Raw genomic sequence first — 23,287 nt, 5'->3', positions numbered from 1 at the left:
ATGAAGAAGATAGTCCTTTTATTTTCGTCGATTTTTATAATTTCATGTGTTTCGAACGAACCTAATCCTATTAAGTTAAATGTTGATAATTGTGACTTTTGTAAGATGACAATTTCAAATGGAAAATTTGGTGCCGAATTACTTACAAAAAAAGGTCGTTACTATAAGTTTGATGATTTATCTTGTATGTTGTCATATGCAAAAGAGAGTAAAGATGTTCAAGTACAATCTTTCTTTGTTAATGATTACACAAAAGACAATGTTTTAATTCCTGCGGAACAAACCTTTTATTTAAGAGGAGGCAAAATTAATTCTCCTATGAGAGGAAACTTTGCTGCTTTCGCAACAGACAAAGAGAGAGAAGATTTTCAAAAACAATTAAATGCTGAAATGCTAACTTGGGAACAAGTTTTCACTATGTATTAATGAAAAAAATCAGTTTCATATTATTCCTATTGTTTTTTTCAATTGGGAAAGCAGCTACTATTCAGGTAGGCGCCAACTTTCCAGTAAAGAAAATCAAGCAAGCCCTTGCATTAGCAAAAGATGGTGATACTGTCTTAGTACATTCGGGCATTTATAAAGAGGGAACGATTTTAATCAATAAAAAGATTTATTTTATTGGTAAGAACTTCCCTGTTTTGGATGGCCAACATAAAAAAGAAGTATTATCTATCAATGCCAATGATGTGGTGGTAAAAGGATTCAAAGTAATTAATTCTGGACATGCTGCATTAGACGATCCTTGTGGAATTCGTGTTTATGATAAAAATAATGTAATAATTCAAGGAAATATTCTCGATAATAATTTCTTTGGAATTTATTTACAAAACAGCACTAACTGTGTTGTTAAGAACAACTCAATTAAAGCTTATGGTAAAGCAGAACAGCTAATAGGAAATGGAATTCATTGCTGGAAAAGTTCTAATTTACAAATTATTGGAAATACAATTAATGGTCATAGAGACGGAATCTATTTTGAATTTGTTACACAATCCGTTATTTGGAGAAACATTGCGAGTAATAATATTCGATACGGACTACATTTTATGTTTTCAAATGATGATGCTTATATAACCAATGTTTTCAAGAACAATGGAGCAGGAGTAGCCGTAATGTTTACTAAAAACGTGAAAATGTTTAATAACTATTTTGAGGAAAATTGGGGCGATTCAGCTTACGGATTGTTACTAAAAGAAATCTCCGATAGTTACATTTTTAATAATCGTTTTGCTCGAAATACCTCGGGAATTTACATGGAAGGAACGTCTCGAATCAAAGTTGAAAAAAACAGTTTCGAATCGAATGGTTGGGGCATGAAAATCCAAGCGAGTTGTATGGAAAACGAAATCGTAAATAATAATTTCTTGAAAAACACATTCGATATCAGTACCAATGGAAGTTTGGTTTTAAACACGTTTAATGCGAATTATTGGGACAAATATGAAGGTTACGATTTAGACAAAGATGGAATGGGTGATGTGCCTTATCATCCGCTGAGTTTGTTTGCTGTGCTTACCGAAAACACGCCTTCCGCCATGTTGCTGTATCGGAGCTTCATGATAACACTGTTAGATAAATCTGAAAAAGTATTGCCTAGTATAACACCTAATAATTTTGTAGATAATAAGCCTTTAATGAAGTCACTGCCGCTATGATTGAGATAAAAGAATTGCAGAAAAAGTTTGGAAAATTTGAAGTTTTAAAGAACATCAATCTTTCTTGTAAAAAAGGAGAATGTATCGCTTTAATTGGTCCGAATGGTTGTGGAAAAACCACTTTGATAAAATCAGTTTTAGGAATGGTGTTGCCAGATTCGGGTGCGATTCATTTTAACGGAAATTCTGTTTTAGGTGAATATTTGTATCGCGAAAAAATTGGCTACATGCCACAAATTGGAAGATATCCCGATAACATGACAATTGGTCAAATTATCGAAATGATAAAAAAGATTCGAAATTCATCAGATAATTTGGATGAGGATTTGTTACATGCTTTCGAATTAGAAAAAATGTTTGATAAGCAAATGCGCACTTTATCTGGTGGAACTACGCAAAAAGTAAGTGCTGTGTTAGCCTTTCTTTTTAATCCAGATGTATTGATTTTAGACGAACCTACTGCTGGTTTAGATCCGTTAGCGGCTGAGGTTTTAAAAGAAAAAATCATCAAAGAAAAAGAAAAAGGGAAATTGATTTTGATTACGTCGCATTTACTAAGTGAATTGGATGATTTAATTACCGAAATCATTTTTATGCAAGAAGGGAAAGTACATTTTCATCAAAAAGTGGAAGAATTAAAAGAAACTACAGGTGAAGAGAAAATCTCAAAAGCGATTGCCAAAATTTTAAAGAACAAGCAAAATGAACCGAATCATTAAAATCATATTATCCGACATTATCCGAAACAAAATCGTTTTGGCTTACACGCTGATTTTGTCTATTTTATCTTGGAGTTCTTTTGCTTTGGAAGATAATTCGTCAAAAGGATTACTAACGATTTTGAATGTGATTTTATTCACAGTTCCGTTGGTTTCCATTTTATTCGCTACGATTTATTTGTACAATAGTGCCGAATTTATTGAACTTTTACTAAGTCAACCCATCAAAAGAAGAAAAATTTGGCTGAGTTTGTTTTTCGGATTATCAACGGCAATGGTTTTTGCGTTTTTTATAGGTGCTGGAATTCCGTTGTTAGTCAATTCTCCTGATAGTATTGGTTTTATGATGTTGCTCAATGGTTGTTTGATTTCAGTCATCTTTGTCGCTTTGGCTTTTTTGAGTTCGATTTTAACCCGAGATAAAGCAAAAGGAATTGGTTTAGCGATAATGATTTGGTTGTATTTCGCACTATTATTCGACGGAATGGTTTTGTTTTTACTGTTCCAATTAGCTGAATATCCAATCGAAAATATGATGGTTGGCATCACCGCTTTTAGTCCAATAGACTTAGCTCGAATTCAAATTCTTTTGCATTTAGATGTTTCTGCCATGATGGGATATACAGGAGCAATTTTTAAAGATTTCTTTGGGACTTCGGTTGGATTAATAGTTTCATTTGTGCTATTGAGTTTGTGGGCAATTATTCCGTTTTTCATTTCGATGCGAAAATTCAACAAGAAAGACTTGTAATTTCTATTTAATAAAATTACAAAATGAAAACAGATATTAGAAATAGAAAAGATATTGAACTTTTAGTCGATACCTTTTACGATAAAATTAAAACTGATGCTGTTATAGGTTTTCTATTTACAGAAATTGCTAATGTAAACTGGGAAAAGCATTTGCCTATAATGTACGATTTTTGGGAAAATATTCTTTTCTATACAGGAAATTATAATGGAAGTCCTATGCAAGTACATAAAGATTTGCATAACAAATTTCCAATGAATCCAAAACACTTTGAACATTGGGTTTATTTGTTTACAAAAACAGTTGATGAATTATTTGAAGGGAAAAAAGCAGATGAAATTAAAGAAAGAGCAATCAATATAGCAAACGTTATCAAGTATAAAACATTAACATAATGTACCATCATTTACTACTTATTATCCATTTATTAGCCGCAACAGTTTGGATAGGTGGTCATCTTATTTTAGCAATCCGATATTTGCCAGAAGCAATTAAAACTAAAGATTTAGATAACTTAAAAAGTTTTAAAGATAAATTTGAACCTGTAGGAATACCATCATTAATTACTTTAGTAATAACCGAAATTTTAATGGCTTATGATTATGATGTAACATTGGTAAAATGGTTTTCTTTTTCAAACGGAATTGAAAAAGTAATCTCAATCAAAATTATTTTATTCTTTATTTCTTTAATATTGGCTATTTCAGCACAACTTTATATTTTTCCTAAACTTACTGCTAGCAAGCATCATTATGTTACAATTCTAATTATTGTTGTGACTTTTATAGCAATCTCAATGTTGGTATTAGATTCTTTAATACGAATAGGAGGTATATAAAATAAAAAGCGCAAATTATGAAATATGCGCTTTTTACCTTTATAAAAAGATGAATTAATAATTGTTTCCTATTTTGGAAGTAAAACGTCATTTATAACATGAATAATTCCGTTTGAAGTTTCAATCGATGTTATAATTTCAGAACCATTTACAAATGTTTTTCCGTCTTTTTTGGTTATTTTAACTTTTCCGCCAAATACCATGTCAAATTCTTGACCATCCTGCATATATTCTGCTTTTAGCGAACCAACATAAGTATGGTAGCCTAAAATATTTTCTAGATCGCCTTTCTTTTCTGGTTTTAATAAACCATCAACTGTTCCTGCAGGTAATTTATCAAATGCTGCATTAGTTGGTGCAAAAACTGTAAATGGACCAGCATTACTTAACGAAGTAACTAAACCAGCTGCTTTTACTGCGGTAACTAAAGTAGTATGGTCTTTACTTCCTACAGCAGTTTGTACAATGTTTGGAGCAGAATTTTCATCAACAACATTTTCTTGTCCACCAGATGGTATTTCTGTAGTTTCTGATGTTGATTCTGAAGTTGTTTCTTCTCCTTGTTTACATCCAAATGTGATTAGTAAACTAGCTAATAATAAAGTTTTAATGGAATTTTTCATGACGTACAATTTGTAAAATTTATATACACAAAGTACTTGATTATCACGTTGTTATTTTATGCGTAGAATCATAAAAATATACTTTTTTAACCTTTTTTTATAAAAAAAGATGTCCATAAAATACTAACAAAAAGAAGTAGGGCAATTCCAAATAAAGCTTCATTGATAAAAGGAATCATAGTGTAACTCAATGAAGCAATTCCTTGAATTCCTAGTACAACTTCATTTAATACAACTCCAATACTAAATAGAATTAGTCCTAAAATAGTTTGTTTACTAATAACAATAAATTTATTAGCATAAATATAAAATAGAAGAAAAAGAGAAATAATTGCCAATAATATTAAATGTAAATAAGCAATGATTATTGGTCTAAAACCAAAAGCTAATTTGCTAATAGCAGGAACTGTTGAGCCTAATTGCAATAGAAATTTCGCACTTAAAGCAAAACTTATGAAGATAATCAAGTATTTCAAATATCCTGGAAGGTTAACAAAAATTGATTTGTTTTCTTGGACAATTGTTTTAAACATATAATACCAAACTCCAACCTGGACAATCGCAGAAATAGCAGTTAGTACATAAATTAAAAATGGTAAATCTAACCAAAGTGTTGATAGAAAATACCCTGCAATACATGACCAAAATAACCAGATAAACGATTGCGAATAAATGCGATTAGTGTTTGAATTTACTTTTAAATAATCCAACAACAATCCCATGCAAGCAAAGAAAAACCAACCGTTATATTGAAAATGTAAATAATAATAAATGGAAGCCAAATATTCATTTTGATGAATGTTTTTAGTAGCCATCATGTACGCCAAAGCAAAAGTACCTAAAGACGAAATCACATTAAAAAACAAAGCCGCTTTAAACCATTTAATCGCCACAGAAGTTGTTTCAAGTTGTTTGCAATCTTTGAAGAAAACATAAGCAAACCAGTAAGAAACAAAAATAGAAAGGGTTGAAAAAGTAATCGAAATCGAGCCATAACCCTTAATGATAAAGGAAATTAGCATTACATATGAGCAAATTAAATTCGCAATTAAAATAAGATTGTATTTCTTAAATGCTATTTTGTGAAGCGTATCTTGTTTTTGTAAAAAAGCAATGAGTAGGGTAATTAAAGTATGCGTAACCCAACCAGCGAAAGCAAAATGAGAGTGCGAATGTTGCAAACTTTTTTGATCGAGAAGCGGAAATTCAAACAGAATCTTATAACGCATAAAAAGTCCTAATAATGCAACAAGCATCAGATTAAAAATCGAAAACCGAATCCAAAAAGTTGTTTTAAAAGACATCAGTAATATAATTTATGATTAATAATTTCCACTTTATTCGTCTTGCTCATTTTTGAAAGCTCTCGAATCACAGTTTCCACGCGTAAACCTGTAAAGTTGGCAATTTCTTGTCTTGTAAATTCTACCAATTCTTTTTTAGGACAATCGGGGTTTTTGTGGGCATTTAAAAAAGCTAAAATTCGAAACTCTGGTTTTTGATTTACAATGTCTTTTGTAGTTTTGGCTTTGGTGTGAATTCGAGTTGCCATTAAATTCAAGAATTGCTTCTGAATAAAAGGATATTCCTCTAAAATCTTTAAAAACTTCTCCTTCGAAATTTTTATAATCTTGGAATCTTTGAAAACTACTGCTGTAGAAGGATATACTTCATCAATAAATAAAGGAGGTTCTCCAAAACTCTGACCATTTTTAAAATAGCCTTGGGTAAACTCTTTTCCTTCATCATTTGAATTGTACATTCTTACGCAACCGTCAATAATTTGATAATAAAAATTCGCCGATTCCTCTTCATGAAAAATAATTTCATTTTTCTTGTACTCTTTGGCAATAGCACCCCAAGTAAATAATAAATCTAAATCAATTTGCATAAAGTAGTTGTGTTGAAGGCTTTAATTCTTTTAGATAAAGCACAAATTAATTTCAATAAAAGTAAAAAAAATATGACTGAAATCATATTAAACCCTAATTTATTTGCTGTAAATTTGTCTCATGAAACAATTACTAATCATATTAACAGCACTAATGTTTCTTAAGCCAATACTTCCGGTTTTAGAGTATGCGGTGAACTATGATTACATTGTAACCAACCTTTGTGAAAACAAATCCAAACCCGAATTAAAATGCAACGGTAAGTGTCACTTGGCAAAACAATTGGCAAAAGCTTCCGAAAGTAATTCTGAAAATTCTTCTGATAAAAAAATATCTTTCGAGCATACTGAAATTGTATTTTTTCAGGTAATTCAACCTATAGAAATTAGACAAATTTATTTTTTAAATAAAACTTCTATTGGTAACAATTATTCTAACCTTTACTTTCACTTGAATGATTGTGCCTTTTTTCATCCACCCACATTTATTTCTTAATTAAATATTTGGTTTTTGTTAGTTCATTTTCTGAATTAACTTACTCAACTTATATCATAATTTCACTGAAAAATCTCATTTCAGATGTAATTACAATCACTTTAATTAAAAATAAAATGAAAACTTCAATAAAATATATTGTAGCAGTATTTGCTATGGCCTTAACTTTCGTGTCTTGTTCAAACGATGATGAAACTACTGTAAATGAATTAGACGGGATCACTAAATTTAAAGAAATTACTAACGATACTCATACGATAGAATTGTATTCTCACTTGGGGAGTTTAGAACAAGGATATAACGAAATTAGCCTACGAATCAGAGAAAACGGAACCAACAATTATATTAAAAATGCCGAAGTGAGTTGGACACCATTAATGCATATGACTTCAATGACGCATTCATGTCCTAATTCAGGAGTAGAAAAAGTAACTGAAAATGGTACTTTATACGAAGGATATGTTATGTTTCAAATGGCTCAGAATGATGCAGAATATTGGGATTTAAAAATCGATTATGCTATTAATGATGTTGCTTATACTGCAACTTCTGTAATTGATGTGCCAGCTTCTGCTAAAAGAAAAGTAAATACATTTACGGGTTCTGATGGTGTTAAGTATTTAGTGGCTTACATTGGGCCTAATCATCCAAAAGTAGCCATCAATGATATGAAAGTTGGCGTTTGGAAAATGCAAAACATGATGACGTTCCCAGTTGTGGATGGTTACACCGTAAAAATCGATCCTAGAATGCCAAGTATGGGAAATCATACCTCTCCGAATAACGTTCATGCAACTCAAACGCTTGCTGGTGGATTATATGATGGGAAATTATCGTTAACCATGACAGGTTATTGGAAAATCAACTTACAATTAGCTGACGCAGAAGGAACTATCTTAAAAGGAGAAGAAATCACAGAAACAGTTACTGCTAGTAGTATTTTCTTCGAAATCGAATTTTAAATTTTACTTATAAAAAGGGTCGTTATGACACTATAATGACCTTTTTTAAAACTTTTATATCATGAAAAAATTAATAGTATTTTTTCTGTCACTTTCGTTTTGTTTTACTTTTAGTCAAGAAGCGGATTCTATCAAAACCAAAGAACTTAAAGAAGTTTTGGTAGTAGGAACAAAAGCAACTTTGCACGAAAAACAAACCAAAACACTTGCTACTTTAGACGAATTTCTGCAAAAATCAACCAAAGTAGATTTAATCAAAAGAGGTGCTTATGCTTGGGAACCCATCATCAACGGAATGGCAACCGAACGCACTGTAGTCACAATCGACGGAATGCGAATCTTTGGTGCTTGTACCGATAAAATGGACCCAGTAACTTCCTATGTTGAAGTTTCTAATTTGTCTGAAGCTAAGATTTCTTCAGGGCAACAAGGCAGTTGTCATGGAAGTACGATTGGTGGTTCTATTGATTTAAAAAGAAGCCAACGCCAATTTACCAATTCGGGTTGGGAATTCTTTGTTAACTCAGGTTATGAAACGAATAATCGTCAAAAAATCATTGGTTCGGCAATCAATTATGCTGATAGTTTATTTTATGTGGATACCGATGTAATGTTTCGCGATGCCGAAAATTACAAAGCAGGAAATGATAAGGAAGTTCAGTTTTCACAGTTTAGAAAATTAAATCTTTCTACAACTTCTGGCTATCGATTGGCGCCTAATAAAAACATTGAAGCTTCAGTAATTTTTGATAGAGCTACCAATGTCGGTTATCCTGCTTTACCAATGGATGTTTCTTTAGCGGAAGCTTTTATTTCGTCAGTAAAATTCAATTGCAAGCCTAATTTGGAACAAATCGATAATTGGGAAACCAAACTCTATTTCAATACGATTACGCACACTATGGACGATACCAAACGCCCTGTTGTTCCTATTCATATGGATATGCCAGGTTGGAGCGACACTTATGGTTTTTATTCCAAAGTAAATGGAAAATACAAAAAACATCAATTTTTAGCCAATTTGAATTCGTTTTACAATCGTTCCGTTGCCGAAATGACGATGTATCCATCTGATCCAAACGAAAACTTAATGTTTATGTACACTTGGCCTGATGTTCGCACGTTGTATGCTGGAATTTATTTGGAAGATAATTTCGAAATCAACTGTCATTCTAATTTGAAATTCACTACGAATTTAGGTTTTCATAATAACAATGTTGCAAGTGATTTCGGCTTACAAAGTTTACAGATTTTCTATCCTGAAATGCAAGCTTCAAAATCTAGATTCCTAAAAAGTTTTTCCACCAATTATTTCTACAACAAAGACGGGATTTTGTATGGATTCGGAATGGGTTATGGCGAACGCGCTCCGTCAATTTCAGAAGGGTATGGTTTTTATTTATTCAACAGCTTTGACGGATTTGATTACATTGGTAACCCAAACTTAAAAAGCGAAAAATCCTTAGAAGGAAATGCCAATATTGGTTTTAAAAATGCGAAATGGCAAACCAAAATATCTGCATCGTATTTTCATATTTACGATTATATCATCGGAATTCCTGATGCTTCGGTAGCACCTATGACTATTGGTGCTAATGGTATTAAAGTCTATACAGCTTTAGATTATGCGACTATTTTATCATCTGATTTTACCGTAAGTTATCAATTATCAGATTTCTGGATTTGGAAAGGACAATTTGTCTACAACTTAGGAAAAGATAATGAGAGTAATGGATTGCCTTTTATGAGTCCGTTTAATTACATGACTTCTTTAGGCTTTAGACCTGGAAAATTTAGTTCAGAATTACAACTAAAAGGAAATGCTACACAAACTCAATATAACGCTTTTTATGGTGAAGACAAAACACCAGATTATGTGATTGTAAATGCTAATTTTGGTTATAAATTTACTTTTGAAAAATCAAAAATGATCCTAAATACTGGTGTTGAAAACATGTTCGATGCTAATTATACTACTTACACCGATTGGAAAAATCTTCCAAGAATGGGACGAAATGTCTTTGTTAATTTGATGTTTCAGTTTTAAAAATACTACAAATTAGAAGAATTGGTTTTATAGCGATTTCAAGAAAGTTTCTCCTGATTTAATTCCCAAAGCTAATTCTTCTAAATTCGTGGTTTCTAGCATATGAGCTAATTCATCTCGAATACTTTTAAATTTATCATGCACTGGACAAGGATGTGTTTCAGAACATTGCGATAATCCTAATCCGCAACCATGAAATACTGCATCACCATCAATAGCATCAACAATTTCAACTAAGAAAGTTTTTTTAATTCTCTTTTTCGGAATATAAAATCCACCATTTACACCTTTTACCGATTCGATAATACCCGCTTTTACTAGTATTTGTAAAATTTTTGCTGTAAACGCTTGTGGCGAATCGATTTCTTTGGAGATGTCAACAAAACCTACCTTTTTTTCTTCTAAGGAATGTTTAGCAATAAATATAGTGGCTTTTATAGCATAATTGCATGATTTTGAAAACATAAGTAATGATAAATTTGAAAGAATTAAAGGCCAAATATACAATGGAATTATGATATTTCACCTGATTTTTATCATCGTATTTTTAGGATAAACTTATTCTTCAATGTTCAATTTGTTTTTCTTCCAAGATTGAATAAACAGATATATGAAAAAACTCGCCATACTGAACATTAAAATTGTTCCCAAAATGATGAAAAGTAAAACCCAATTTCCACTGGAACTACTCATTTTGCTGAAGCTTTCAGAAGTCAATCCGGCTTGCCAAATCGCGCGTTGAACACCCATTCCAATTAAGGAAATTAGAAAAAGTAATAAGGTAACTTGTACTATCCAAAACGCAATACTGCCATACAATCGCCATTTTGCCGAATTAAAAGTCGGTTTAATAAAGTAGAAAACACCTGCTAAAATAATCATCGTGTTAATCCCAATGGTAGTTCCCATAGCATGCGCCACCGTAATATGCGTTCCATGTGTATATAAGTTGATGGCTGGAATTGACATAAATAACGCGAGGGTTAAGTTTATCGTTACCCAATAATCAGAAGCCATTAAAAAGCGGTAAGGGAAAAAGTAGTAAAACTGTTTGTTTTCTTTGATTTGTTGACTCCATTTGTAAAAAATACGAATCAAAATAATCCATTCGGTCATGCTCACTGCGTAAGCGATGTAATGAATGTATTTTTCGGTTGGAAGCAAGTAAATATGATGTCCCCAATTGAACATCAAATTAAACATTCCCAGAAAATACATGGCAAATGATAGTTTTTGATAGGACGATTTTTCATCGCCACTAATTTTTTCCATCAAATAAAAAGCAACGCCATAAATGATTTGATTGATAGCGCCCACGAGCGAACCATTTACTTTCCACTGAATTGTCATATCGGCAATAAAATGTTGTCTGAAATAAGGGAAAATCCACAAATAATTTTCGATGAAAGTGAAAATAAAGAAGATAATTCCAGTAAGCCACATCCAATAATAAACGGGCCATTTTATCGAAAATCCAATTTGATGCAGATAGAAAACTAAGAAAACAATAAAAGAAATAAATATCGGTAAAGCCCAAACGGGATTGAATTCCCAGTATTCTCTTCCTCCAAAATCACCTGTAAAATAGCTGTAGAAAATTCCCAGCAAAGCAATCACCCAAAGTGCAAAATGAAGATATTGTAAAAAGCTTCCAAATCGAGTAGTTTTCATTTTTGCAATAATCAATGTCAGAAAACCTAATCCAGCAGTTATGATGCCTAAATAAGCGCTACTCACATGAAGCGGACGAAGCGATAAAAATCCCATAACACCCGATTTTGGTTGGGTAATGCGATAACTTTCGGAAGCTAAATGTCCAAAAAACAAGCCTAAAACAAACAATACAAGTGCTATTCTGATGAGCCAAATTCCAAAATTCTTCATTTCTTTTCTAAACTAAAAGTTCCTATTATTTCAGGTTGGTAATCTTGCGGATTTGATGTTCCGGTGGCATCTACATTTTTTAAGAAGTGTAAAAGGCCATTCATTTCGTCATCCGAAATTTTAAAAGCAGGCATTTGTTTTACTCCCGATTTTATTATGCCTTTGATATACGCTTCATTGTTGGCAGTTCTCGAATACACATTCGTTAAATCCGGACCCAAATAACCGCCTAAACCATACAATTGATGACACGTATGACAGTTGTTTTTCTGCCAAACCAATCGACCTTCAGCTACTAAATGAAGTTCTTTTTCAGAATAGGGAGTTGGGCTAAAAAGCGGAATGGCATAAATCCAAATGCTAAACGCTAGAAAGCAAACGAAAAGCACCAAAAAAATGCGTTTTGGATGAGCAAATAGATTCAGCATTACGAAATAGTTTTTTCTTTTTTAACCGATTTTACGCGGTATCTTTTGGGTAAACAATCTTTTAAAATGATTTCTGCGGTTTGAATTAAATTATAAGTTTCACATAAAAACGGATGCGAATCATAATTTTTGAACTTCATTTTGAAGCGTTTGCTCATTTCGGTAACCATTTCATATACTTTTTCAGTATTTTTTCCCGAAGTGTACAAAGCATCGTATTTCATGAAATGTTGCAGTTGGTTTTTGAATTGCAAAATTTGGTCGTGATGAATGTTTTTATAGCGAATGGACGTAATTTCAGACTTATTCAATTTAATCGCATCTATTGATGAAATGAGATGATTCGCTAAATCATGCGCATAAACAATCGCTTCTAATAATGAATTTGAAGCCAATCGATTGGCACCATGAAGTCCGGTGTGCGAACATTCTCCTATAGCGAACAATTGTTTGATAGAAGTTGCTCCCGTTTCATCCACGACAATTCCGCCACATTGATAATGCGCTGCCGGAGTTATCGGAATTAAATCTTTTGAAACATCAATGCCATTTTCAAAACAATAGTTGAAAACCTTTGGAAATTTTGTTTTAAATGTGTCTATCGGCAAATGTGTAACATCCAGCCAAACGTGTTGCGAATGTTCTTTTTTTATTTGATCCGAAATGGCTTTCGAAACAATATCTCGTGTCGCTAATTCGCCATCAGGATGATATTGAAAAACAAAACGCTCCATTTTTTGATTCAAAATATGAGCTCCAAATCCTCGAATGGCTTCAGTAATTAAGAAAGCCTGACTTTTATTAGGTTCGTAAAGTGCTGTGGGATGAAATTGAATATATTTCATTTTTTCCAATTTTGCTCCCGCTCGATAGGCCATTGCAACACCATCACCTGTAGAAACAAAAGGATTTGAAGTCACGCCAAACACTTGTCCCGAACCACCAGTTGCTAAAACAGTTGCTTTTGCTACGATTGAAGTCACTTCGCTTTTTTCATCAAATCCGATGATTCCGATACATTTTTGATTGTCTTGCAAAACATCAGTTGCAAAAAAGGAAGTTTTGATGGTGACATTCCGTAAATTTTGAACAACTTGAATCAACTTGGTTTCAATTTCTAATCCTGTTTTGTCTTTGTAATGTACAATACGATTTTGAGAATGACCGCCTTCTAACCCTAAATCCAGTTCACCTGAATTATTCTTGTCCAATTCCACGCCCCATTGAATCAATTCTTGCAATCGGGTAGGTGCTTCTGTAATGACGTGTTCGACTACTTTTTTATCGCAAATGCCTTTTCCAGCAAGTAAAGTGTCTTGAATGTGTTGTTGATAACTATCTTTGATAAAATCGTGTACTACGGCAATTCCGCCTTGAGCATAATAGGTATTGCACTCGTCAATAGAGGTTTTGCTAAGTAAAATAATTTGTAAGTTCGGATTTTGCTCGCTGAGATATTTTGCTAGTGATAATCCCGCTAATCCTGTTCCTACTATGAGTATATCGGTTTCTAAATTTTGCATGATTTTTTAGTTTAGCGCTAACATTCTTTGAATAGGAAGTAAAGCTTTTTCGATGATTTCGTTGTCCAAATGTACTTCCGGATGTTCATCTTGTAAACATTGATAGAGTTTTTCTAAGGTGTTGACTTTCATAAACGCACACTCACTGCACGCACAAGTATTGTCTTCTTTTGAAGGCGCTGGAATTAATGTTTTGGTCGGATTATCCAATTGCATTTGATGTAAAATTCCCGCTTCTGTGGCTACGATGAAAGTGTCGTTTGAACTGTTTTTTACATGATTCAACATGCCAGAAGTCGAACCTATGTAATGCGCTACCTTCAAAATATGTGTTTCCGATTCAGGATGTGCAATGATAGTAGCGGTGGGATGTTTTTTATATAAATCGATTAATTTTTCTAATGAAAATGCTTCGTGAACAATACAAGAACCTTCCCATAAAACCATATCGCGACCAGTTTCAGCTATTAAATATTTGCCTAAGTTTTTATCTGGAGCAAAAACAATGGGTTGGTCTTCCGGAATAGATGCGATTACTTTTTTAGCATTAGAAGAAGTACAAACTATATCGGTTAAAGTTTTAACTTCGGCTGTGCAATTGATGTAGGTTACAACGGTATGATTCGGATAATTTTCTAAGAAAGTTTTGAATTCATCTGGCGGACAACCATCGGCAAGAGAGCAACCTGCTTTTACATCGGGAACTATTACTTTTTTATTAGGATTGACAATTTTAGCGGTTTCTGCCATGAAATAAACACCAGCAAAAACGATAATATCCGCATCAACTTGAGATGCTTTTCTTGATAATTCTAAACTATCACCCACAAAATCAGCAATTTCTTGAATGGCTTCTTCTTGATAATAATGCGCCAAAATAACTACATTCTTTCTTTTTTTCAATTCAAGAATTTTCTCTTTTAAATCCGAAGTTGTTTTCATTAGAGGATATTTTTGTCTTTTATTTAATTAAATTTTTTAAAGCTTAAGGAAAGTCTCTCCGGTATTGAATTCACTAATTAAATCCAAGAGAGAGGTTTCTTTCAGCGTTTTCTTTAAATTTTCACGTAATGGTTTGTACTTATGATGAAAAGGACACGGTTGTTTGTCGGAACAATCATGAAGTCCTAAACTGCATCGGTCAAATAAGTCATTTCCGTCGATAGCTTTTACGAGCTGTTCTAATTTAATGTGTTTCAATTGTACCTTATCTATTTCAAATCCTCCGCCATTTCCTTTAATCGATTTTATGATGTCGACTCTTACTAAACGTTGTAAAATTTTGGCAGTAAAAGGCTCTGGCGATTCAATTTTTCTGGCAATGTCTCGAATACCGCAACGCTTGCCAGCAAACGATTCTGAGGCAATGTAAATAGTAGCTCGTATGGCATATTCACAAGTTTTTGAAAACATAGTTAAAATTTGCACAAAGTTAGTCATTTTAAATCATCGAAATATGATTTTAGTCATATTGTGATGGATATCCTTTTCAGAAATTAATTGCGAATCCGGTAGTGGTTCAATCGTGTTTTGATAATTTCTAAAATTTTGAATGTAATAGTTTTTTTCGTAACCTAATTCTAATAAAACGTTTAGCATTGCAGCAATATCTTCTGGATTCAATAAAGAGGAATGATAAGTAGTTCGAATTTCAAATGGAATAGAACTCGCTTGAAGCAATTCAAAACAATTTAAAAATTGAGCATAAAAATCAGCTTTTGTAATCGCAAAGAATTTTTCTTTCGGACCTTTAAAATCCAAAGCCACATAATTGATGAGTTGTTCTTCTATTAGTTTTTCGAGTACTTTGGGTTGACTTCCATTGGTGTCCACTTTGATTAAAAATCCTAGACTTTTTACTAATTTTATGAATGAAATAATGTCTTTATGTATCAAACATTCGCCACCGCTAAAAACTACGGCATCCAACAAATTGCTTCTGGATTTTAAAAACGAAATGATTTCGGAAAGGTAAAAAGAGCCTTTTCCGAAAACTATTTCGGGATTGTAACAATAATCGCATTTCATGTTACACCCTGCAAACCATAAGATACAAGCCGATTTATCGGGATAATCTAACAGTGTGAAGGGTGTAAAACTATGAATGGCTTTTTTGTTTAGAAAATCAAGATTTACATTCTCTAAAGTGGGTTCGTTGTTTGTGTTCACCTTTTTTTCCAATATTAAAACTTTCTACAGGTCTGTGATAGCCCATTACTCGTGTATAAACCAAACATTTGGTTCTTTTTTCATGGTGTTGAAGCAAAGCTTCAGTGGTTTGTGTTTGCATAAGATGTTGTATTTAAGGTTGCTAATAATTCTTCATCGCATTTAGGACAATATTCGTGTTCGCCATTCAAATAGCCATGTTTTGGACAAACGCTGAAAACTGGAGTCACCGTGATATAGGGCAATTTAAAATTCGTAATCACTTTTTTAATGAAATTACGACACGCTTCTACCGAACTTAATTTTTCGTTCATATACAAGTGCAAAACCGTTCCTCCAGTGTATTGACATTGTAAATTGTCTTGTAATAACAAAGCTTCAAACGGATCTTCGGTATAATCAACTGGTAATTGCGAACTGTTTGTATAGTAAATGTTTTCACCTTCACCTGCCTGAATAATATCGGAATAACGTTTCTTGTCTTCTTTGGCAAAACGATACGTAGTACCTTCTGCTGGAGTTGCTTCTAAGTTGTATAAATTGCCTGTTTCTTCTTGATAGGCTCTCATTTTGTTTCGGATGTGTTCCAAAATTTCGGTTGCGAATGCCATTCCGTAATCTGAAACGATGTCTTCTTTTCCATTGGTGAAATTTTGAATCATTTCGTTAATTCCGTTCACACCAATTGTAGAAAAGTGATTTCTGAAATGGGGCAAATAACGTTTGGTATACGGAAACAAACCTCTATCGTACATTTCCTGAATGAAAACGCGTTTTTTCTCTAAAGTTGCTTTCGAAATTTCTAACAAACGATCTAAATCGGAATATAACTTCGCTTTATTGCCTTTGTTTAGATAACCCAATCGCGCCATATTGATAGTAACGACACCGATACTTCCGGTCATTTCTGCACTTCCAAATAAACCGTTTCCTCTTTTTAGTAATTCACGTAAATCGAGTTGGAGACGGCAGCACATACTTCGTACGGCATTCGGTTTATAGGCATTTGGATTTTCAACTTTATTGCCGTTTTCATCATATGTATATTGACTTCCGATAAAATTCTGGAAGTATGACGAACCAATTTTAGCTGTATTTTCGAAAAGAATATCGGTATTTTCTCCGTACCAATCAAATTCTTCAGTAATATTAACCGTTGGAATAGGGAAGGTGAACGGCTGTCCATGCGCATCGCCTTCGGTCATAACCGTATAATAGGCTTTGTTGATGAGATTCATTTCTTTTTGAAAATGTTCGTAACGCATTTCGGTAATGTCTGAAACGCCTCTTTCTTTGGCTCTTTGTATAAAATCTTCAGATGTAATTCCCTTGAAAAGATGCTGTTCGTTTCGAGTTGGGATTTGCTCTTTTAAATCATCGGGAACTACCCAATCCAAAGTAATATTCGTAAACGGCGATTGTCCCCAACGTGCAGGCACATTCAAATTGTAAACGAAACTTCGAATTGCTTTTAAAACATCTTCATACGATAAATCATCTTTGAAAACATAAGGAGCCAAATACGTGTCAAACGAACTAAACGCTTGAGCACCGGCCCATTCGCTTTGTAAAATTCCAAGGAAATTCGCCATTTGTCCTAATGCTTCTCTAAAATGATTTGGAGGACGACTTTCCACTCGACCACGAACTCCGTTAAAACCTTCATTTAGTAAAACACGTAAACTCCAACCCGCACAATAACCCGTTAAGCAATCTAAGTCGTGAATGTGAATATCGCCATTTCGGTGTGCATAGTCTTCTTCTTTCGAATAAACTTTGTCTAACCAATAATTCGCAATGATTTTTCCAGCGACATTATTGACTAAACCTGCGTTGGAATACGAAGTATTGGCGTTGGCATTGATACGCCAATCGGTTTGGTTGGTGTATTCTTCTATGGTTTGAGTGCTATCGACATAAGTGGTATCTTCATTTAATCCTAAAACGTGTTCGCGCTGCAGTTTTCGAGTATGACGGAACAACATGAAAGAACGCATCACTTCATAATGACCGTATTCGTAAAGCGTTTTTTCAATCTTATCTTGAATATCTTCAACTGCCCAAGTGTATTTTTCTTGTAATAACTTAAATACTTTTTCGGTTACTTTAGCATTGTAATTTTCTGAGACACTGCTAAACGCTTTCAGTATAACATCCTCAATTTTAAATGCTTCAAACGGAAGATATTGCCCGTTTCTTTTGATAACATATTTGTCCATAGTGCAGAATTTTTAATTGCGATATGAAGCAAATTTAAATATAAAAAAGACTTTTTAGTCCTGTTTGGATAAATAGTAATCAACAAATTGCATTTAAATTTTGTTGATAAGTTTTTATTTAGGGGGACGTCGTTTTATGTTATATTTTAGAATATACATTTTAAAAATGAAGTCAAATTAGATTTTAAAAAAAGACATTGATTATTTGTGGAAAGGATAATGAATAATTTAGACATTAATAAAAAGCCCTGTAAAAAAAATATTTTACAGGGCTTTTTGTGGAGTCGGAGAGAATCGAACTCTCGTCCAAACAAGCAATCAAATAGCTTTCTACACGCTTAGTTTCATCTTGGATTTTCGACAAAGAGCAAGGCTAGAAACCGCCACTCTTTGCTTAGCTCTGTCAGTGTCAGAACGGATTTAAAGCATTACCGTTCCTAGGTCTACTTTTACGGTTCCCCTAAACCAACCGCCATAAACCAAGGCTTTTGAGGAGAATCTAGCTTTCCAACCTTGTTGGAACTAGGCAAATCGTACTATAATTCGGATTAAGCAGCTAAAGCGTAATTATTTTCGCCGTTTATAAGTTCGTACATTTGGATTTACGAGCTAAACATACAATGCTCGACGTGCTTACTAATCAATTCCACTCGCTGTCAAAACCAGTCGACCCCAATTTCTGAGTGTTCAGTCGCAACTTTGTGTGCAGACCTAATACTTGTAATCAAAAAGTGAGCCAAAATTACATTCTTTTTTTCAATTAAAAAAACTTTGCATAGTCGCTTCTTTAAAGTTATATTTGTAACATTAAATCAATATTAAGTTAAATATATTGTTTGCTATGAAGTTTGGAATTATCAAAGAAAGAAAGAACCCACCGGATAGAAGAGTAGTATTTACTCCAGAAGAGTTAGTACGCTTACAATCAGAACATCCAGAAGCTGAAGTTAAAGTAGAAAGTTCGGATATTCGAATTTTTTCTGATGACCAATATCGTAATTTAGGACTTAATGTCACTACTGACATGACCGATTGTGATGTACTTTTTGGGGTAAAAGAAGTGCCAATTGATGCTTTAATTCCAAATAAAAAATACTTTTTCTTTTCGCATACAATTAAAAAACAACCTTATAATCGTAAATTATTACAAGCAATTTTAGCTAAAAATATCGAATTATACGATCATGAAACTATTGTAGATGCTACTAATCACCGATTAATTGGTTTTGGTCGTTATGCTGGTTTGGTAGGTGCTTACAATGGTTTTAGAGGATTCGGAATTAAATATGATTTATTTACTTTACCAAAAGCTGAAACTTTGAGCGGTAAAGAAGATTTAATTGCTCGTTTAAAACGTCAAACGCTTCCAAACATTAAAATTGTACTTACTGGACATGGTAAAGTAGGAATGGGAGCAAAAGAGATTTTAGACGGAATTAAAATCAAGCAAGTTAGCGTTGAAGATTTCTTAAACAAAAAATATACTGAGCCTGTTTATACCCAAATTGACGTGTTGGATTACAACAAACGCAAGGATGGTCAGGTTTTAGATAATAATGATTTCTATAAAAACCCTCAAGATTACGTCTCGGATTTCGAGCGTTTTACTAAAGTTGCTGATATGTATATTGCTGGTCATTTTCATGGGAATGGTTCGCCAGATATTTTAACTCGAGAAATGTTAAAAGCACCAGATAATAAAATTCAAGTGGTTGCTGATATTTCTTGCGACGTTGATGGACCAGTAGCTTGCACTATCAAAGCATCAACAATTGCAGAACCGTTTTTTGGATATTTACCTAGCGAACACAAAGAAGTTCCATATACACATCCAGCATCTATTATGGTTATGTCGGTAGATAATTTACCTTGTGAGTTACCTAAAGATGCTAGTGAAGGATTTGGAGAAATGTTCATGGAGCATGTAATTCCTGCTTTTTTTAATGGCGATAAAGATGGAATTTTAGAACGTGCTAAAATTACAGAAAACGGTAAGTTGACAAAGCGTTTTGAATACCTTCAAGATTATGTTTATGCAAGTTAATTTATTCCTATAAATATTTTTAATCCCGATTCTTTCGGGATTTTTTATATTAAATATTTAAAAACTTCAAAAGCACTCAATCGTTTTCGTTAATATTTTTTTAGATAAATTCTTTTTATGAATTTGAATAAATGTATATTTAACAAAAAATAACATCATTATTTTTTTATTCAATAATGAAGCATTTTTTATAATAAACAATCAATAACTAAACTTAAATTTATGTCGATTAACCAAATTAAAACTAATTGGGCTCAATTTATTCCATTAGTTACAGTATTCTTCTTTTGGGGATTTGTGGCTGCAAGTAATGATATTTTAATTCCTGTTTTTAAAGAAGCTTTTGATTTAACTCAAGGTCAAAGCCAATTAGTTTCTGTTGCATTTTATGTTGCCTATACCGTAGGATCAATAATTTACATGATAATTTCTTATTTTTTGAAAGAAGATTTAATAAATAAAATTGGTTATAAAAACTCATTGGCAATGGGATTAATTATTTCGGCTTTAGGAACTTTGTTGTTTTACCCAGCTGCTAATTCAGGTTCTTTTTCGTTGATGTTATCTGGTTTATTTATTGTTGGTTTAGGTTTTTCACTTCAACAAACAGTTGCAAATCCATTAGCTATTGCACTTGGACCAATTAATACTGGTTCACAAAGATTAACACTTGCTGGTGGTATCAACAATTTAGGAACAACTATTGGTCCTTTAATTGTAAGTTTCGCAATTTTTGGTTCTGCAACATCAAGTCAAACAACTTTAGATATTGAAAGTGTTAAAATTCCTTATTTAATTTTGGGTGCTGCTTTCTTGTTAGTTGCCGTTTTTCTTAAATTTTCATCATTACCAGATAGACCTCAAGTAGTTGTTGAATCTGATGATACAATTTCAAGCGATAGAGGACATGCATTAAAATATCCGCAATTGATATTAGGTATGATTGCAATATTCGTTTATGTAGGTGTTGAAGTTTCTACAGCAAGTAATTTGCCAGCTTATATGGAGAAAGATTTAGGATTTTTAACAAAAGATATTGCACCATACATTTCTTTATATTGGGCAAGTTTAATGATTGGGCGTTGGACAGGTGCTGTTGAAGCTTTCACGGATAAAATGGATTTGCAAAAAATATTACGATTTATTGCGCCTTATTTAGCATTTGGAGTATTCTTATTGGTTAATACAATTGCCAAACATGATTTGACACCATTCTATGTTTATGCTCTTATAATTTTAGTATTAATTGCTGCTGATATGGCTAGTAAAGGTAATCCAGCAAGAATGTTATTAATATTTTCTGGATTAGGAATTTTAGCTTTGTTGGTTGGAATGTCAACTACAGGAATGACAAGTGTTTATGCATTTACTTCAGTAGGATTATTTTGTAGTACGCTTTGGCCATGTATTTTTACGCTTGCAGTTAGTGGTTTAGGAAAAAATACAAGTCAAGGAAGTAGCTTCTTAATCATGATGATTATGGGTGGAGGAATTATAAGCTGGTTACAAGGTTTTGTTGCTGATGAAACAACGATTCATTCAAGTTATATTGTAGGAGTTTTATGTTTTGCTTATTTAGCATTCTACGCTTGGAAAGTTAGAGGGATTTTAAAAAATCAAGGAATTAGTTTTGATAAGAAAATTTCTGGTGGCCATTAAAATATTATAAATATTTTATATTTAAAACCTCCGATTGAAATCAATTCAATCGGAGGTTTTGTTTTTATTTATTCCATTCTATTTTTCTAGAGAAGTACATTACTGCTGCCAGTATTAAGAATAAGCCAATGCTACCTACTAATAGCGCATAATCTTCTAATTGTATGATTACATAAATAAAAGTATACAACACACTTAACGACATTGCAATGAACATCGGGAATTTTCTATCTTTTAATATGGAAATCGAGTAAAGTGATATCAAAACAATAACCGAAACTCCAGATATTAAATAAGCAAACGAAAAGCTACTATGTTCAGTAATTGAAATCAGTAAGGTGTAAAACATAATTAAGGCAATTCCTATCATCGAATATTGAAAAATATGAATGTTTATTTTACTTATCGATTGTATTAAAAAGAAAATTAAAAAAGTTAAACCAATTACTAAAAAGCCATATTTAGAAGCGCGTTCGTTTTGTTGGTATTCGTCTACAGGAGTAATAAAATCTACTGCAAAAGAATATTTCCCTAGTTCAGGTAAAGCATCATAATATTGTTGTGCAAACGGACGATTAAAATACAATACTTTCCAAGTTGCTTCAAAACTATCTGTTTTTATATCTCTTGTAATAGGTGAGAAGTTACCATTAAAATTTGGCGAGCCCCAATTCGATGTCATTTTTGCAGCTGTTGTTTTACCAATAGGAACTATTTTAATTTGTTTACTTCCGTTAAAAGCAATTGTAAAATCAAATTTCGAATTGTCCTGAATTGTTCTGTAATCAAAATAATTGGTTTCTAAACTTTCAATGCTATCATTCGTATTGCTTGCAACCGATTCAAATGTTAAATTTTGATTGCCTAATTTTATTTTAACTTCATCTTTTAAGCTTTTTAAATTTGTTGTTCGAATCATAATCTTCGCTCGATTCCAATAAATGTTTTCTGCGGGAATTCCTTTAGAAACAAAATTTGGTGTAGTGTATTTTCCATTAAATTGCATTTTGGTTGAAAATACATTCGATTTATAAATACTTCGTTCTAATGGTTTTTCCATTGTAACTTCCGTTTTATTATTCAATTCTTCTGGGAAAAAATAAGCATAATTTGATGCTCCAGAAATAGGGTCTTTATAAGGAACTTTTAAAATTGGTCCATAAAAATAGACTGAATTACCCCATTTTGAAGTGGTTTCGGTAATGACTTCTTTTTGGCGTTGACTTCTTTCAACTATTAACTCTTGAACTAATGCTAGAGGAATTATTAAAATTATTGTTAGGATTCCTACCATCATCATTTTTGCAGTTGTGGTTTGAAAGAACGAAACTTTTGGTTCTTGTTGAAATTGTGTTTCCATAATGTTTGTTTTTATT

General features: G+C 32.6%; 24 protein-coding genes and 1 other RNA gene. 11 read left to right on the top strand and 14 right to left on the bottom strand.

Features of this window, described 5'->3' with window-relative positions:
- Genes LOS89_RS06595 through LOS89_RS06570 form a run of 6 tightly spaced genes read left to right on the top strand, consistent with a single transcriptional unit; the run spans position 1 to position 3,966 of the window.
- Complete coding sequence (locus LOS89_RS06595; RefSeq protein ID WP_231834499.1) at positions 1-426, top strand: nitrous oxide reductase accessory protein NosL; 426 nt, start codon at positions 1-3, stop codon at positions 424-426.
- Positions 426-1,658 carry a nitrous oxide reductase family maturation protein NosD gene (locus LOS89_RS06590; protein WP_231834498.1) on the top strand — a complete coding sequence of 411 codons (1,233 nt, stop codon included), beginning with the start codon at positions 426-428 and terminating at the stop codon, positions 1,656-1,658. Before LOS89_RS06595 ends, LOS89_RS06590 begins: the two co-directional genes overlap by 1 nt.
- On the top strand, positions 1,655-2,377 hold the full coding sequence (locus LOS89_RS06585; RefSeq protein ID WP_231834497.1) for an ABC transporter ATP-binding protein: 723 nt from the start codon (positions 1,655-1,657) through the stop codon (positions 2,375-2,377). The genes LOS89_RS06590 and LOS89_RS06585 overlap by 4 nt, the downstream gene beginning before the upstream one ends.
- The gene (locus LOS89_RS06580) at positions 2,361-3,128 is read left to right on the top strand and encodes an ABC transporter permease subunit (protein WP_231834496.1); all 768 of its coding nucleotides are present in this window, start codon (positions 2,361-2,363) and stop codon (positions 3,126-3,128) included. The genes LOS89_RS06585 and LOS89_RS06580 overlap by 17 nt, the downstream gene beginning before the upstream one ends.
- Before the next feature lie 23 nt (positions 3,129-3,151).
- Entirely contained in the window at positions 3,152-3,523 is a 372-nt protein-coding gene (locus LOS89_RS06575; RefSeq protein WP_231834495.1) for a group III truncated hemoglobin, read from the top strand.
- Positions 3,523-3,966: a copper resistance protein CopD gene (locus LOS89_RS06570; protein ID WP_231834494.1), complete on the top strand. Its 444-nt coding sequence runs from the start codon at positions 3,523-3,525 to the stop codon at positions 3,964-3,966. Before LOS89_RS06575 ends, LOS89_RS06570 begins: the two co-directional genes overlap by 1 nt.
- A 68-nt stretch (positions 3,967-4,034) precedes the next feature.
- Here LOS89_RS06570 and LOS89_RS06565 read toward each other — a convergent pair whose 3' ends face one another.
- The 3 genes from LOS89_RS06565 to LOS89_RS06555 form a co-directional block, all read right to left on the bottom strand.
- Positions 4,035-4,589: a fasciclin domain-containing protein gene (locus tag LOS89_RS06565; RefSeq protein WP_231834493.1), complete on the bottom strand. Its 555-nt coding sequence runs from the start codon at positions 4,587-4,589 to the stop codon at positions 4,035-4,037.
- Positions 4,590-4,675: 86 nt separating this feature from the next.
- The gene (locus tag LOS89_RS06560) at positions 4,676-5,845 is read right to left on the bottom strand and encodes a hypothetical protein (RefSeq protein WP_231834492.1); all 1,170 of its coding nucleotides are present in this window, start codon (positions 5,843-5,845) and stop codon (positions 4,676-4,678) included.
- 47 nt (positions 5,846-5,892) lie between these two features.
- The gene (locus LOS89_RS06555; protein WP_231834491.1) at positions 5,893-6,480 is read right to left on the bottom strand and encodes a Crp/Fnr family transcriptional regulator; all 588 of its coding nucleotides are present in this window, start codon (positions 6,478-6,480) and stop codon (positions 5,893-5,895) included.
- 121 nt (positions 6,481-6,601) lie between these two features.
- Between LOS89_RS06555 and LOS89_RS06550 the strand changes: the two genes are divergently transcribed.
- From LOS89_RS06550 to LOS89_RS06540, 3 genes are all read left to right on the top strand, one after another.
- Entirely contained in the window at positions 6,602-6,976 is a 375-nt protein-coding gene (locus tag LOS89_RS06550) for a hypothetical protein (RefSeq protein WP_231834490.1), read from the top strand.
- Between the two features lie 116 nt (positions 6,977-7,092).
- The gene (locus tag LOS89_RS06545; protein WP_231834489.1) at positions 7,093-7,938 is read left to right on the top strand and encodes a hypothetical protein; all 846 of its coding nucleotides are present in this window, start codon (positions 7,093-7,095) and stop codon (positions 7,936-7,938) included.
- 61 nt (positions 7,939-7,999) lie between these two features.
- Positions 8,000-9,985: a TonB-dependent receptor plug domain-containing protein gene (locus LOS89_RS06540; protein WP_231834488.1), complete on the top strand. Its 1,986-nt coding sequence runs from the start codon at positions 8,000-8,002 to the stop codon at positions 9,983-9,985.
- 27 nt (positions 9,986-10,012) lie between these two features.
- On the opposite strand, the gene LOS89_RS06535 is transcribed toward LOS89_RS06540, so the two are convergent.
- The 10 genes from LOS89_RS06535 to ssrA all read right to left on the bottom strand — a co-directional run bounded on the left by LOS89_RS06535 (position 10,013) and on the right by ssrA (position 18,882).
- Positions 10,013-10,450, bottom strand: a complete 438-nt coding sequence (locus LOS89_RS06535; RefSeq protein WP_231834487.1) for an RrF2 family transcriptional regulator — start codon at positions 10,448-10,450, stop codon at positions 10,013-10,015.
- Between the two features lie 93 nt (positions 10,451-10,543).
- The gene (locus LOS89_RS06530) at positions 10,544-11,869 is read right to left on the bottom strand and encodes a cbb3-type cytochrome c oxidase subunit I (protein ID WP_231834486.1); all 1,326 of its coding nucleotides are present in this window, start codon (positions 11,867-11,869) and stop codon (positions 10,544-10,546) included.
- Positions 11,866-12,297: a c-type cytochrome gene (locus LOS89_RS06525; protein WP_231834484.1), complete on the bottom strand. Its 432-nt coding sequence runs from the start codon at positions 12,295-12,297 to the stop codon at positions 11,866-11,868. Before LOS89_RS06525 ends, LOS89_RS06530 begins: the two co-directional genes overlap by 4 nt.
- The gene (gene nadB, locus LOS89_RS06520) at positions 12,297-13,820 is read right to left on the bottom strand and encodes an L-aspartate oxidase (RefSeq protein ID WP_231834482.1); all 1,524 of its coding nucleotides are present in this window, start codon (positions 13,818-13,820) and stop codon (positions 12,297-12,299) included. The genes LOS89_RS06525 and nadB overlap by 1 nt, the downstream gene beginning before the upstream one ends.
- A gap of 6 nt (positions 13,821-13,826) precedes the next feature.
- Positions 13,827-14,762, bottom strand: a complete 936-nt coding sequence (gene nadA / locus LOS89_RS06515) for a quinolinate synthase NadA (RefSeq protein WP_231834481.1) — start codon at positions 14,760-14,762, stop codon at positions 13,827-13,829.
- 36 nt (positions 14,763-14,798) lie between these two features.
- Entirely contained in the window at positions 14,799-15,233 is a 435-nt protein-coding gene (locus LOS89_RS06510) for an RrF2 family transcriptional regulator (protein ID WP_231834480.1), read from the bottom strand.
- Between the two features lie 33 nt (positions 15,234-15,266).
- Positions 15,267-15,989, bottom strand: a complete 723-nt coding sequence (locus LOS89_RS06505; RefSeq protein WP_231834479.1) for an anaerobic ribonucleoside-triphosphate reductase activating protein — start codon at positions 15,987-15,989, stop codon at positions 15,267-15,269.
- A complete protein-coding gene (gene nrdD, locus LOS89_RS13090) occupies positions 15,946-16,110 on the bottom strand; it encodes an anaerobic ribonucleoside-triphosphate reductase (protein WP_073584401.1) in 165 nt (54 codons plus the stop codon). Before nrdD ends, LOS89_RS06505 begins: the two co-directional genes overlap by 44 nt.
- Positions 16,091-18,208 carry a ribonucleoside triphosphate reductase gene (locus tag LOS89_RS06500; RefSeq protein WP_255670828.1) on the bottom strand — a complete coding sequence of 706 codons (2,118 nt, stop codon included), beginning with the start codon at positions 18,206-18,208 and terminating at the stop codon, positions 16,091-16,093. The genes nrdD and LOS89_RS06500 overlap by 20 nt, the downstream gene beginning before the upstream one ends.
- A 276-nt stretch (positions 18,209-18,484) precedes the next feature.
- Positions 18,485-18,882: a transfer-messenger RNA gene (gene ssrA, locus LOS89_RS06495) on the bottom strand.
- A 167-nt stretch (positions 18,883-19,049) separates the two neighbouring features.
- Here ssrA and LOS89_RS06490 point away from each other — a divergent pair.
- Together LOS89_RS06490 and LOS89_RS06485 are read left to right on the top strand one after the other, a co-directional pair.
- Complete coding sequence (locus LOS89_RS06490) at positions 19,050-20,252, top strand: NAD(P)-dependent oxidoreductase (protein WP_231834478.1); 1,203 nt, start codon at positions 19,050-19,052, stop codon at positions 20,250-20,252.
- Between the two features lie 222 nt (positions 20,253-20,474).
- On the top strand, positions 20,475-21,911 hold the full coding sequence (locus LOS89_RS06485; protein WP_231834477.1) for an MFS transporter: 1,437 nt from the start codon (positions 20,475-20,477) through the stop codon (positions 21,909-21,911).
- Positions 21,912-21,975: 64 nt separating this feature from the next.
- Here LOS89_RS06485 and creD read toward each other — a convergent pair whose 3' ends face one another.
- Positions 21,976-23,271 (bottom strand): cell envelope integrity protein CreD, encoded by a 1,296-nt coding sequence (gene creD / locus LOS89_RS06480; RefSeq protein WP_231834476.1) that lies wholly within the window; start codon positions 23,269-23,271, stop codon positions 21,976-21,978.
- Positions 23,272-23,287 lie beyond the last annotated feature (16 nt).

Source organism: Flavobacterium channae (assembly GCF_021172165.1).
GTDB lineage: Bacteria > Bacteroidota > Bacteroidia > Flavobacteriales > Flavobacteriaceae > Flavobacterium > Flavobacterium channae.
This window is presented reverse-complemented; position numbering and strand designations above follow the sequence as displayed.